Source organism: uncultured Thiodictyon sp. (assembly GCA_903837595.1).
In the GTDB taxonomy this organism is placed as follows: Bacteria; Pseudomonadota; Gammaproteobacteria; order Chromatiales; family Chromatiaceae; genus Thiodictyon.
This window is the reverse complement of record CAILVI010000485.1, coordinates 1-13194: the sequence shown is the minus strand read 5'-3', so window position 1 is coordinate 13194 and position 13194 is coordinate 1. Positions and strand designations below refer to the sequence as shown.

The window sequence follows — 13194 nt, the reverse complement described above, 5'->3', positions numbered from 1 at the left end:
CCGCGCCCGCGGCTAGGCCCCTCGCCACGGCCCGGTTCCTGGGGGGAACCGGACCGTGACGACGGCTGGCTTTTCACCAACGACCCAAACGATTCAGTCATCCAGTGCGCACTGGGTGGGTCCGCTTTTCTTAGCGCAAGTGGGCGCTTTTCGATTAGCGGCGAGGCTTTATTGCCGACCACATGGCCGGCGACTTCCTTGATCTTGCCCTTCACTTCCTCGACGCGGCCTTTGACTTGTGCTTTGTTCATGGGAATTCCCTATTAGCGTATTGAGCCGTGACCACGATGGTCATGACCCGAGCATTGAATGCGCGTTTCCCTCGCTACGGCGATACCCTATGCAGACTCATGGTTATTCTGATCCAAGCTTCTTGTCTTCCTTCTTCGCCTGTGCCATCGCCTCCTGCTCCAACTCCTCCGCACTGCAATTGAAGCGAATGAAAACGCCCCAGGCGGCAAGCAGGAATCCGGCGACCAGTCCTACCGTGGACACATAGGGCAACAGTTGCGATGCATCATGGCTCACGCGAAACACCAGGACCAGCGTCTCAATCGAGAGCGACACCACCAACACGACCATAAAGCGGGATAGGAACCGCCGCACGCGCGTCGGGGCGCTCATATGCGCCTCGCGTTGAACCTCTTCTTCGAGGAGGGTTTGCCCCAGCTCCAAGGCCGCCACGGCGACTGTCAACAGGGCAATGCTTTCCAGGACGCCATTGAGTCGTAGAGTGAGTGACAGGGGGACATCGAATTGCAGACTTTGCCAGAGTTGCAGCACTGCCAGCAAGATGATGACGAAGGTACAAATGACAAAGAGCAGGCTGATGATAAAGTGCCCGATCGGGAATATCTTACGCCAGAGCTTCATTGCGCCAACACCCGTAAAGACGGGCTAACCCTTGATCGCTTCGAGCGAAACGGTGATCGTCACGTCATCACCGACATTCGGCGCGTATTTACCGGCATTGAACTCGCTGCGCTTGACGACGACGCTAGCGTCCGCCCCGATGGCGTCTTTCTTCAGCATCGGGTGCTGCGTGGCAACAAAATGGCTCACCTTTAGGGTGACCGGCTTGGTGACACCCTTGATCGTCAGATTGCCTTCGATGGCTACCGGCTGGTCACCCTTGAAGTCCACCTTGGTTGACTTGAAGGTCGCGGTCGGATACTTGGCAGTGTCGAGGAAATCCGCGTCCTGGATGTGTTCGTTGAAGGTCGGGTAGCCAGTGTCGACCGAGGTGGTGTCGATGACGATGTCAACTGACCCGGTCTTCGCCGCTTGGTCGAGCACCACCGTGCCAGTGGTCTTGTCGAAGCGGCTGAGCTGGGTCGACAGGCCTAAGTGGTTGTACGAGAAACGCGAGAAGGTATGGGTGGGGTCGACGTTGTAGCTTTCCGGCGCCGCCAGCGCGGCGCCGGTGGTGGCGGCGAAGACGATGGCAGCGGACAGTTTGGTGAGTTTGTTCATGATGGGCTCTTCAGTGGCTTGGAGTGGTTTTTGGGTTTGGTAACGTGCGCTATCCCAACATAGCGGAGCGAACAGACTCGGTGCGGTACCGCACACCGACTCCAGCGCCCCATTGTGCATTCATTCGCCCGGCCGGTGTCGGCCCTACGTGGGCTGCCGTACAGATGCCCGGCACCGGTCGGTACACGATGGGCACCGACTCCACCAACCGACTAGCCAACATGCTCACCGCCCAAGTTGTACCTATCGCCCCATTCGGGAACGAAACGCTGATCGTCGACCCGCTGATCGTCGACCGCACGCAGAATCAAGATCGGATCAGTCGCAGCGCGTTAAGCTGGGGCGCGATCGTTGGCGGCGCTGTCGCTGCCGCCTCATTGTGGATGATTCTGATGATACTGGGGGCCGGTCTTGGCCTCTCCTCAGTCTCGCCATTCGTGAATAAAGGCATCAGCGCGACCACCTTCGGTATATCCACGGTCGGCTGGTTGGTGTTCAGCCAGATTGCCGCGTCTGCGATGGGCGGATATCTTGCGGGTCGGGTAAGAACACGCCGCTTTGGGACGCCCCCGGACGAGGTCCGCTTTCGTGATATCACACATGGCTTCCTGGCATGGGCGGTTGCCGCGCTGATCACCGCCATATTCTTGACGTCCGTCATCGCATCAGTCGTCAGTGACGGCATTCAAGCCAGTATCACTGCACCGGTAACGAGCGGTGCCTTGGTGGACGCAGCAAAGGCCGCTGCCGTCGGTCATTCCGACGGTTTGAACGACGATACGAGCTACTTCGTCGACTCACTGTTCCGCACGGGTCCCATGGCAGCGAACAGCGACGGCCCCAGCGCTGCCGTGTTCTCTAAAGCCACTCGTATCTTTACCAATGGACTACGCCTGGGTGCGTTGCCGGTGGATGATGTCCGCTATGGTGGTCAGTTGGTGGCGGCCCAGACGGGTCTGAGTCAGTCCGAGGCCCAGACACGCGTGGCCGATACCTTCGCGCGTTTGCAGTCTACGCGCAAAGAGTCTGCGGTGACGGATCGCGCATTGGCCGAGCAGGCCCGCACCGCATCGGCTACCGCCGCCATCTGGTTGTTCTTGTCGCTGCTGTTTGGCGCGGTGGTCGCAGGCAATGCGGCCATGTTTGGTGGTCGGCGACGCGATGTAGCAAGCCGGACTGCCGAGACCCTGCTGATCTCCAATACCCCGCCCGAACGCGGCTAACGCAACGCTCGGGCCGCGCCAGCGACGTCACGGCAATGCCTTAGAAAATTTGCCAGCGCCGCATCAGCGGCGCCTGTCCAGCCGTACAGTCGCACGGCTTTACTGCAGGAGGCAGCGCAAGTGGACGGCGCCGGTCACTCGGTCCGTCACGCCCGCTCCTTTTCGCCACACTGTTGTTAACGGAGATGATTATGAGCTATCCACGACTACTATGGGACTACGCTGGTCTCGCGCGCGGCTCGGGCTTAACGTCTAACCGCTGTCGCATCATCCGCCCCCGTTCGCAGCGCGGATGATGTGGCGCCGTCGTCTAGCACTCAACACGATGGGAGATTGAAGATGAAACGTTCACATAAGGGCGGTGCGTTCGTCATCTTGCCGGTGTTCCTTCTCACAATGGTCGATATGGCCCCAGCTGGAGTCGCGCAGAACGCGGGCCAAGCAATCGATCAAGCCACTGAAAAGGCCGGAGTGGCGATGGACGCGACCAGGGAAGCGGTGGGCGAGAAGGCGGAGCAGGTTGGAGACTACCTGAGCGATGCGGCGATCACCACCAAGATCAAGACAGAGATCCTGGCTGACCCGCTGCTTAAGGTCTTCCAGGTCCATGTGATTACCACCGACAGGGCCGTCGTCCTTAGCGGCGAGGTTGACTCGCAACAAAGCATTGCGCGATGCAAGGAGATTGCCGGCGGCGTGAAGTCTGTGAAATCCGTCACCAGTGCGCTGGTGGTCAAGGGCAGCAAGTAACTTGCTGCGTTTCTGCCCGTTCTATCTGGTGTTTGATCGCAGTACCAGTGAGGGCCTATCTCCTGCTGTCAAGTGATCCAAAGGGTGCCCCACCGACATCTTGCGCTCTGTTTTCCTGCATTCTGACGGATCGGAGATACCAGGCTAGTCGGCCTTGATTAGAATTGCGCTGCGCCGGGCGAAGCCTGGCGGAGCGGCGACTGTATCGGATGGCCTGATACGCGCTCCCTCCGGGGTCTGCGAGCAGGGCATGGATGCAGAGGTCGCAGTGCGCCATCGGCGAAGTCCCCTTGATGGCGATCAGCGATACCTTTTGCCCCCAAGACCGGCGGCCGGCTCAGAGTGCCAAAATAGGTGGTGATTGGTTGCGTACCGGCGGATCGCTTGTAGCGGGACGCTTCCAGCGCCAGCAGCAGGGCGGCCATCTCGATCGGCTAAGGTAACCTTCAACTCGAAAAAAATGGGCGGACCGTGTGCGATTCGGGTCGACCTGCTTTGCCAACGGCACACCGCACGCAGCGAGGAGCCCGAAGTGTCATTCGTGCCCCGGTGTCGCGTCTGTTTGCCATCGCACGGACCGCCGGCTGCGGCACGCCCAGACTGCTCATTCGGTCCAAGGTCTGTGGGTCAAGGTATCCTTGGATTTCGCTGTGCGGGAAACCGCGCGACCCGACGCCGGATTCGGCAACCTGATTCGAGGAGCAAACCATGGGAAGTCTTGCTGAGGACATGGAGCGGCTACGCGATGAGATCGCCCGCGAGCGCATCGCCCGCCATACCCTAATCAACGATAACCGCCAGGAAGTCGCCGACGCGGCACACGCCTTCATGCGTGATTTGAAGGTCAGCGTGGAAACCATGCGAGTCGATCGCATGGCCTTCCTCGCCCGACTGAGCGGCGACGTTGCCGATATCCGAGTCGACGTAAGCAGGCGCCACGCCAAGCGCAAGCAAGAGGTCGCCCACCTGCTGGATGACTTGCAGCGCGCCCGGGGCGTGATGGCCATTGAGGTTCGGGCCGCTGACCAGGCGTTCGTCTCCGACATCGTCCGCACCGCCCACCAGTTAGTCGGTGAGTTTGCCGGCCAACGCAGCGTCGCCCGTCAGGTGCGGTACGGCCAGGCATCTCAGCCGACAGCCCCCAGTCCGCGCCGACACCGGCAATGACATCGCAGGCGCCACCGTGAGGCAGGCGGCTGCCCTGCCGGCCGCGGCGGCGGCCGAGCCCCTTTCAGCGGCCGATGAAGCGATGCTCGACGCCCTGCAGCGCGCCGCCTTCGACTACTTCGTCCAACACACCAATCAGGAAAACGGCCTCGTGGCCGACACCTCGCGACCGGGTTCGCATGCGAGCATCGCGGTCGTCGGCTTCGCACTCTCGGCCTGCCCGGTGGGCATCGAGCGCGGCTGGATCGCGCGCGCCGACGCCCTGCGGCGCTGCCTGGCCACGCTGCGCTTCTTTGAGCTGAGCGACCAGAGCGGCCGACCGGACTCGACCGGGTGCCATGGCTTCTACTTCCACTTCCTGCACATGGACAGCGGCACGCGGGCGTGGCGTTGCGAGGTCTCGCTGATCGACACGGCGCTGCTGTTAGCCGGCATGCTGACCGCGGCCGCCTATTTCACCGCAGACACCCCTGATGAGATCGAGTTACGGGCGCTTGCCGACACGCTCTACCGCCGCGTGGACTGGCGCTGGGCCCAGCGCCAGGACGCCGCCGTCGTACATGGCTGGAAACCTGAGAGCGGCTTCCTCAACTACGGCTGGGAGGGCTACAGCGAGGCCATTCTGCTCTACGCGCTCGGCCTGGGTTCGCCGACCCATCCGCTGACCGCGGCCAGCTTCTGCGCCTGGACCGACACTTACCAGTGGGAGAACCTGTATGGCATCGACTTTCTCTTCGCCGGGCCCTTGTTCATCCACCAGTTCTCGCACGCGTGGATCGACTTTCGCGGCATCCGCGACCGCTTCATGCGTGAGAAGCACTGCGACTACTTCGAGAACAGCCGCCGCGCCACCTACGTGCAGCGCGAGTACGCCATTCGCAACCCGCGGGGTTTCGTCGGGTACGCAGAGGACTGCTGGGGCTTGTCGGCCGGCGAGGGCCCCAGCACCCCGCGGCAACGGGTCGCCGGGCGCCGCCAGCCATTTTACGGCTACGCCGCACGCGGCGTGCCCTACGGCCCAGATGATGGCACGCTCTGCGGCCCGGCGGTGCTGGCGTCGCTGGTCTTCGCACCCGAGATCGTGTTGCCGGCCGTGCGGCGGATGTTCACACGTGGAGCCGTGCCGAACGGCCGCGTTGTACGCACCAGCGGCTTTAACGACACCGTACGGTCGAACACACCCTCGGACGCACGCGGCGCCCGGGGCTGGATCTCCGAAGGCCACTTCGGACTCGACCAGGGCATGATCGTGCTGATGGTCGAGAACTTCCGCTCCGGCCTGCTGTGGCGGCTGCTGCGAGGCTCGGTCCCGCTCCGCGCGGGCTTGCACCGCGCCAGCTTCCGCGGCGGATGGCTGGCAGACCGCCTGACCGAAGGCAAGCAATGATGACGACCACGACGCAGACGCCTTCCATTGTCACAACGAAGCCTCGTCGCGCCACCGCAGCGCCGGGCCAACGCGTGCATCGGACCCCGCCGACCCAGCACCCGGAGGCTGGGGAGGGCCCACGTAGCCGCGACCCGTACGACTTGCTCGTCATCGGTGCTGGCCCGGCCGGTTTGGTGGCGGCACGCAGTGCGGCCGCGGCGGGCGCCCGGGTGGCGCTGATCGAGTCGCGCCAACTTGGCGGTAACTGCCTCCACCAAGGCTGCATTCCGTCCAAGACCATCATCCGTAGCGCACAGCTCATCGCTGAAATGCGCAACGGGCCGAACTTCGGCATCGGGGCTCCCGCCGATGTCACCGTCGACTTCCCGGCGATAATGGTCCGTCTGCGGCGGGTGCGCGACCGCATCCAGCGCCTGGACTCAGCGTCGCGTCTGCGCGCCGCAGGCATCGATCTGCATGTCGGTCACGCCCGCTTCGTCAGCGCCGACGCCGTCGAGGTCAACGGCACTCGACTGCGGTTCAAGAAGGCACTGATCGCGACCGGCTCGCACCCCCCTGCTGCCTGACATCGAGGGCCTGGCCGCCGCCGGCTTCCTGACCAGCGAGACCGTGTTCGAATTGGAGGCGCTGCCGCCCAGCCTGCTGGTCATTGGCGGGGGGCCGCTCGGCTGTGAACTGGCCCAGGCCTTTGCGCGTCTCGGCAGCCGAACCCTCATCTGTCATAGCGAACCGCTGTTCCTGCCCAAGGAAGAGCGTGACGCGGCGCAGATGGTGTCCGACGCCCTGGCGCGTGATGGTGTGGAGATCCACTTGAACTGTACGGTCGTCGCCGTTCGCCTGGACGGTGGTCGCAAGCGCATCACGATGGTCACCGACGGCAACGCGTCGACGACGGTGGTCGACGCGATCCTGACCGGCATCGGACGCATGCCGGCCGTGCAGGGGCTGGACCTGGAACACGCCGGTGTGGCCTACGACGAAGCCGCAGGCATCCAGGTCGACGACTTTCTGCGCACCAGCAACCCGCGAATCTTCGCCGCCGGCGACGTCTGCCTGGAGCACCCGTTCGTCAACACGGCCGAGGCCTCCGCCCGCATCGTGGTCAGCAATGCGCTGTTAGGTGGTCGCCTGCGCTTGAGCGCGCTGACCGTACCCTGGTGTACCTACACCGACCCACAGGTGGCTCACGTGGGCCTCTATGTGCGACAGGCGCGCGCGCAACACATTGCAGTGAAAACCTATACGGTGCCGATGCATGAGGTGATTCGGGCGATCGTCGATGGCGAAGAGGAGGGCTTCGTGAAGATCCACGTCCGGGAGGGCACGGACCACATCCTGGGTGCCACCATCGTCGGGCGCACTGCCTGCGAGCTGATCAATAACATCTCGCTGGCAATGGTGGCAGGGCTGGGCCTGCGCCGCCTGGCCGAGGTGATCCACGCCTACCCCACGCAGGGCGAGGCGGTCCGCCAGGCCGCGCAGGCCTGCGCGCGGTCGCTGGCCCCGCTGGCGCTGGTGAAAAACAAGGCAACCCGATGAGCATCGCTGTCACTCAATTCCGGGTCCGAACCGCTGGCCGCCGCCGGTACTCGCCCGGCCCGATGTTGGGTCTTGAGGATACCGTGGGCCGCGCCTATGCTCCCACATGCCACCGCGACGAAGCGCTCAGGGGTACCACATGGTTTTTGATCCGGTCCTGCTCTCACGCGTGCAATTCGCCTTTCTCGTCAGCTACCACATCGTCTTCCCAGCCTTCACCATCGGTCTGGCGGCGTGGCTTGCAACCATCGAAGGGGCGCACTTGGCCACCGGGGACCCGCGCTACCGACGGGTCTTCGATTTCTGGCTGAAGGTCTTTTCCCTCTCCTTTGGCATGGGAGTGGTGACCGGCATCGTCATGGCCTTCCAGTTCGGTACCAACTGGGGGGTACTTTCCACCCGGATGGGCGCGATCCAGGGGCCACTGCTGGGCTACGAGGCCTTCACCGCCTTCCTGTTGGAAGCCAGCTTTTTCGGCGTCATGCTGCTGGGGCGGGAGCGCGTCTCGCCGCGTTTCTATTTCTTCGCCTGCAGCATGGTCGCCGTCGGGACCCTGTTCTCGTCCTTCTGGATCCTCGCCAACAACACCTGGATGCAGGTGCCACTGGGCTACTCCATGGTCGCGGGCAAGATCATCCCGGCCGACTGGTGGACCATCACCACCGGGCCCATGATGCGGGTGCGCTGGCCGCACATGGTGTTGGGGGCCTTTCTGACCACCGGGATGAGCGTGATCGCGACCGGGGCCTGGTACCTGCTGCGCGGCGTGCATCGCGCCGAGGGGCGGCTGATGCTGCACTGGGGGCTCGGGCTGGTCGCGGTGCTGATCCCGCTCCAGCTTTATGTCGGGCACCTCACGGGGCTCGCCGTGCATGCGCACCAGCCGGAGAAATTCGCGGCCATCGAGGCGCGTTGGCAGACGCAGCAGCCGGCCAGTGAGGTGCTGTTCGCCATCCCGGACGAGGCGCGTGAGCGCAATCGTTACGCGCTCGCGATCCCGCGGCTGGGCAGCTACATCGGGACCGGGACCTGGGACTCACGCGAGATCGGCCTGACCAGCATCGCAGCCGCGGACCGGCCACCGGTCGCCATCCCCTTTTTCACCTTCCGTCTCATGGTCGGGATGGGGCTCGTGATACTGGCCGTGGCCTGGTGGGGGAATTGGTTGCGCTGGCGCGGCCGACTGGAGACGACGCGGTGGTTCCTGTGGTGCGCCCTGCTGGCCTTTCCGAGCGGTTTCCTCGCGGTGCTCGCCGGCTGGTTCACGGCCGAGGTGGGGCGTCAGCCCTGGGTCGTGTATCACCTGCTGCGCACGGCGGACGCGGTGACGCCCGCGCTCACTGGCGGTATGGTCCTGTCCTCGCTGCTCATCTATCTGGCCGTTTACAGCGTGCTCGGCGCCTTTGGCGTGCGCTATATCTACCAGGTATTGCGTGTCGGACCAACGGGTGAGGACGGTGGCCCCCCCGGTACCAAGGCCGGCCGGCCCCTGGCCTTGGCCCCCGAGATCGAAGCGATCCGCCGATCGGATGCGCCGGGATGACGGCCATGGAAGCAACACCCCTGGCACTCTTCTGGGCCGGCGTCATCGCCGGCGCCATCCTGCTCTATGTGGTCCTGGACGGCTTCGATCTCGGGGTCGGCGTGCTCTTTGGGACCACGCGGGAGGCGGCGCACCGCACGGCCATGATGCACGTCATTGCCCCGTACTGGGACGGCAACGAGACCTGGCTGATCGTGGTCGGCGCCGGGCTCTATGCCGCCTTCCCGAGTGTCTACACGGTCTTCCTCGGGGCGTTCTACTTCCCGGTCCTGCTGCTCCTGCTGGGCCTGATCTTTCGCGGTGTGGCCTTCGAGTTCCGTGAGCGGGCAAACCGCACGCGCCCCCTGTGGGACTGGGGCTTTTGTCTCGGCTCCACGGTGGTCGCCTTCGTGCAGGGCGCCGCGCTCGGGGCCATGATGCGGGGCATCCCGGTCGCCGATGGCCAGTTCACCGGCGGGCCCTTTGACTGGCTGGCCCCTTTCCCGCTCCTGACCGGGCTGGGGTTGGTGCTGGGCTATGCCCTGCTCGGGGCCGGCTGGGTGGTCCTCAAGGCCGAGGGCGAACTGCGCGATTGGGCCTATCGGCGCATCCCCTGGCTGGTCGGCGCCGTGCTGGCGGTACTGGTCCTGGCCTTCACCCTCACCGTCAACAGCGGCGAGGTTCCACGCGGCAATCTTCAGCACAGGCCCGGGGGGCTCGCCTTCCCGGTACTTGGTCTGCTCGCCCTGGCCGGCACCCTGTACGGTGCGCAGCGGCGGCGCGACGGGTTGCCGTTTGCGCTGACCGTGCTCTTCTTCCTGGCCGCCTACGTGACACTCGGGGTCATGTTCTGGCCCTACATGGTCCCCTATAGCATCACCGTCGCCAGTGCCGCGGCCCCGGAGCCGTCACTGAGCTTCCTCTTCTACGGGGCCGGGATCGTCGCCCTACCCGTGATGCTGATCTATACCATCGTCGTCTACTGGGTGTTCCGCGGCAAGGCACGCCAGGGCAATGGCAACTGATTAACCAGCGCTGATCTGCGTGGTTTCCCCGAGCGAATCCTGAACGACTTCCTGAGTGATCGCCGTTTCTTGCTCGGTTCGAGTCTCCACCAGCAGCACGACCTGGCCACTGCCTAGCGCATCGCGGATCAGGTCTGCAAAGTGCCTGTACTACTGCTAAGTAAGCGAGCCAACCATGAGCAAGCTGACGACCCAAGACGGGACGGTGCTGTATTACAAAGAGTGGGGCAGCGGACCGCCGGTGGTCTTCAGCCACGGTTGGCCGCTGAATGCGGATAGCTGGGAGGCGCAGATGCTATTCCTGGCCAGCGCCGGCTATCGCTGCGTTGCCCATGACCGCCGCGGCCACGGCCGCTCGAATCAGCCCTGGAGCGGCAACGACATGGACACCTATGCCGATGACCTCGCGGAACTGATCGAAACGCTCGACCTGACGGGCGCCGTCTTGGTCGGCTTCTCAGCGGGGGGCGGGGAAGTTGCCCGCTATATCGGCCGCCACGGGACGCGCCGCGTGGCCAAAGCCGCCCTCATCTCCGCCGTCCCGCCGCTGATGCTGAAAACGGCCGACAACCCAGGCGGCTTGCCGCTCGAGACGTTCGACGCGATTCGTCACGGCGCGCTGCGCGACCGCTCGCAGCTCTACAAGGATCTCGCGGCCGGACCGTTCTTCGGTGCCAACCGGCCGGGCTCCAAGGTGTCGCAGGGCATGATTGACGCGTTCTGGCTCCAGGGTATGCAGGCCGGTCACCGCAATACCTTCGAGTGCATCAAGGCCTTCTCCGAGACGGACTTCACGCAAGACCTCAAGCAGTTCGACGTGCCCACGCTGATCCTTCACGGCGACGACGACCAGATCGTGCCAATCGGCGCCGCGGCGCTGCGCTCAGCGAAGCTGGTCCCGCACGCGACCCTGAAAATCTACCCGAGGGCACCCCATGGCCTGGCATACACCCACCAAGATCAGCTGAATGCGGATCTCCTGGAATTCCTCAAGACCTGAAACCGTCCACTGGAGCATCGACAATGAAGGGATATCTGCAAGACATCGAAGGCGTGGCCGTTGAGAATGACAACTTTCGCCGGGTAGTCTACACGGCTAAGCACTGTCAACTCGTGGTGATGGCACTCAAACCCAAGGAGGACATCGGGATGGAAGTCCACCAGCTCGATCAATTCTTTCGGGTGGAGCAAGGCACCGGCGAGGCCGTTCTCGATGGCGTTCACACGGCGATCCGCGCGGGCTTCGCCGTGCTCGTTCCGGCCGGAACCAAGCACAACATCATCAACAGCGGGAGCGAGCCACTAAAGCTCTATACGCTCTACTCACCGCCCAATCACCGCGACGGCGTGGTCCACCAGACCCGCGCCGATGCGCAGACCGACAAGGAACACTTCGACGGTAAGACGACGGAATAACTCACACGATCACCGTACAGTTGCGCCACTCCTGGCGGCAATGCCGGCAAGCGCAATCGACCAACAATTTATTGGGAGAATACCATGAGTATCGGAACCATCCTGTTGGTCGTGCTTATCCTGATCCTGGTCGGCGCACTTCCGACCTGGCCGGATAGCAAGAGCTGGGGCTATTACCCCAGTGGTGGGGTAGGTCTGGTGGTGCTCGTGCTACTCCTTCTGCTGTTGCTCGGACGGATATGAGCGATTGTCCGCGCGCACTGGTCCGAGTGCGGCGAGCACGTACCGGCGTGCCGTTGCTTGGCATGGCCGCGTTGGCACTCGCCAGCTGCGGTGACACGGCCACGCTGGCCGTCTCGGCCGGCACCGGGGCAACGCCGACGCTGCCGCCACCACAAACAACGTTGATTCCGACCGTCAACATCGCACCCGCCAAGGGCTGGCCGCTCGCTACGATGCCGCTGGCGGCGCCCGGTACGCGGGTCGCCGCCTTCGCCAAGGGTCTGGATCATCCGCCCTGGCTCTATGTACTGCCCAATGGTGATGTGCTGATCGCTGAGAGCAATGCCCCGCCGCGGCCGCAAGACGGCAAGGGCGTCAAGGGTTGGGTCATGGGCCTGGTGATGAAGCGGGCGGGGGCCGGCGTGCCCAGTGCCAACCGCATCACGCTGCTGCGCGACACGGATGGCGATGGGGTTGCTGATCAGCGCTCGGCGTTTCTGCAAGGGCTGAATTCGCCGTTTGGCATGGCACAGGTGGAGCGCACCTTGTACGTGGCCAACACGGATGCGGTGTTGGGATTTTCTTACGTCAACGGTGACACGCATATCACAGCACCGGGGACCCAATTGGTCGCGCTGCCGGCCGGTGCGATCAATCGCCACTGGACCAAGAACCTGATCGCGAGCCCGGACGGCGCCAAGCTCTACGTGACCGTGGGCTCGAACAGCAATGTGGCCGAAAATGGCATGGCCGCGGAGGCGGGCCGGGCGGGCATCTGGGAGGTGGACATCAAGACCGGTGCGCACCGCATCTTTGCGTCCGGCCTGCGCAATCCCAACGGGCTGGCCTGGGAGCACCACAGCGGCGCCCTGTGGACCGTCGTGAACGAACGCGACGAGATCGGCAGTGACCTTGTTCCCGACTACCTGACCGCGGTGCGTGACGGCGCCTTCTATGGCTGGCCTTACAGCTACTATGGTCAGCATGTCGATACGCGGGTGACGCCGCAACAGCCCGAGTTGGTGGCCCGCGCACGGGTACCGGACTATGCCTTGGGGCCGCATACGGCCTCGCTCGGCTTAGCCTCATCCGCCGGCACCGCGTTGCCTGCACCCTTCACCAGCGGCATGTTCATCGGCCAGCATGGCTCCTGGAATCGTCGACCGCACAGTGGTTATAAGGTTATCTTTGTGCCCTTTGATCGCGGCAAGCCGTCCGGCGTGCCCATCGATGTGCTCACCGGTTTCCTCAGTGCTGACGGCAACGCGTTCGGCCGGCCGGTCGGTGTGGTGCTTGACCCTCAGGGGGCGCTACTCGTGGCCGACGATGGGGGTGTAAGCCCAAACCCCAGAAAATTCCGGTGGCCCAAATCGAGCCCTGCCATACGCCCATCCAGGTCAATGACCCGTCGTCGACATCGGCTTGCATAGCCGCCTTGATGGGACACTGGTCGCGTCGGTCGGTGCT

14 protein-coding genes and 1 pseudogene are annotated in these 13194 nt (G+C 64.0%); 12 read left to right on the top strand and 3 right to left on the bottom strand.

Annotation, left to right across the window (positions count from 1 at the left end):
- Positions 1-167 precede the first annotated feature (167 nt).
- The 3 genes and pseudogenes from QZY44_RS36005 to QZY44_RS29165 form a co-directional block, all read right to left on the bottom strand.
- A pseudogene (locus QZY44_RS36005) lies at positions 168-251 on the bottom strand (CsbD family protein); the annotation flags it as partial.
- 103 nt (positions 252-354) lie between these two features.
- Entirely contained in the window at positions 355-873 is a 519-nt protein-coding gene (locus QZY44_RS29170) for a hypothetical protein (RefSeq protein WP_295456150.1), read from the bottom strand.
- Between the two features lie 24 nt (positions 874-897).
- Positions 898-1473 carry a YceI family protein gene (locus QZY44_RS29165; protein WP_295456149.1) on the bottom strand — a complete coding sequence of 192 codons (576 nt, stop codon included), beginning with the start codon at positions 1471-1473 and terminating at the stop codon, positions 898-900.
- A 188-nt stretch (positions 1474-1661) separates the two neighbouring features.
- Between QZY44_RS29165 and QZY44_RS29160 the strand changes: the two genes are divergently transcribed.
- The 12 genes from QZY44_RS29160 (at position 1662) to QZY44_RS29105 (ending at position 13157) form a co-directional block, all read left to right on the top strand.
- On the top strand, positions 1662-2696 hold the full coding sequence (locus QZY44_RS29160; RefSeq protein WP_295456148.1) for a hypothetical protein: 1035 nt from the start codon (positions 1662-1664) through the stop codon (positions 2694-2696).
- A 339-nt stretch (positions 2697-3035) separates the two neighbouring features.
- Positions 3036-3446 (top strand): BON domain-containing protein, encoded by a 411-nt coding sequence (locus QZY44_RS29155; RefSeq protein WP_295456147.1) that lies wholly within the window; start codon positions 3036-3038, stop codon positions 3444-3446.
- A 708-nt stretch (positions 3447-4154) separates the two neighbouring features.
- Positions 4155-4613 (top strand): hypothetical protein, encoded by a 459-nt coding sequence (locus QZY44_RS29150; protein WP_295456146.1) that lies wholly within the window; start codon positions 4155-4157, stop codon positions 4611-4613.
- Between the two features lie 82 nt (positions 4614-4695).
- On the top strand, positions 4696-6000 hold the full coding sequence (locus QZY44_RS29145; protein WP_295456145.1) for a glucoamylase family protein: 1305 nt from the start codon (positions 4696-4698) through the stop codon (positions 5998-6000).
- 74 nt (positions 6001-6074) lie between these two features.
- Positions 6075-6569 carry an FAD-dependent oxidoreductase gene (locus QZY44_RS29140; protein ID WP_295456144.1) on the top strand — a complete coding sequence of 165 codons (495 nt, stop codon included), beginning with the start codon at positions 6075-6077 and terminating at the stop codon, positions 6567-6569.
- A 43-nt stretch (positions 6570-6612) separates the two neighbouring features.
- A complete protein-coding gene (locus QZY44_RS29135) occupies positions 6613-7542 on the top strand; it encodes an FAD-dependent oxidoreductase (RefSeq protein WP_295456143.1) in 930 nt (309 codons plus the stop codon).
- A gap of 139 nt (positions 7543-7681) precedes the next feature.
- Positions 7682-9085: a cytochrome ubiquinol oxidase subunit I gene (locus QZY44_RS29130; protein WP_295456142.1), complete on the top strand. Its 1404-nt coding sequence runs from the start codon at positions 7682-7684 to the stop codon at positions 9083-9085.
- Between the two features lie 5 nt (positions 9086-9090).
- Positions 9091-10089 carry a cytochrome d ubiquinol oxidase subunit II gene (gene cydB, locus QZY44_RS29125; RefSeq protein WP_295456141.1) on the top strand — a complete coding sequence of 333 codons (999 nt, stop codon included), beginning with the start codon at positions 9091-9093 and terminating at the stop codon, positions 10087-10089.
- 175 nt (positions 10090-10264) lie between these two features.
- Positions 10265-11089, top strand: coding sequence for an alpha/beta hydrolase (locus tag QZY44_RS29120; protein ID WP_295456140.1), 825 nt, complete (start codon positions 10265-10267; stop codon positions 11087-11089).
- A gap of 23 nt (positions 11090-11112) precedes the next feature.
- Positions 11113-11505, top strand: a complete 393-nt coding sequence (locus QZY44_RS29115) for a cupin domain-containing protein (RefSeq protein ID WP_295456139.1) — start codon at positions 11113-11115, stop codon at positions 11503-11505.
- 90 nt (positions 11506-11595) lie between these two features.
- On the top strand, positions 11596-11748 hold the full coding sequence (locus QZY44_RS29110) for a DUF3309 family protein (RefSeq protein WP_365305509.1): 153 nt from the start codon (positions 11596-11598) through the stop codon (positions 11746-11748).
- Positions 11745-13157, top strand: coding sequence for a sorbosone dehydrogenase family protein (locus QZY44_RS29105; protein WP_295456137.1), 1413 nt, complete (start codon positions 11745-11747; stop codon positions 13155-13157). Before QZY44_RS29110 ends, QZY44_RS29105 begins: the two co-directional genes overlap by 4 nt.
- The last annotated feature ends 37 nt before the right edge of the window (positions 13158-13194 follow it).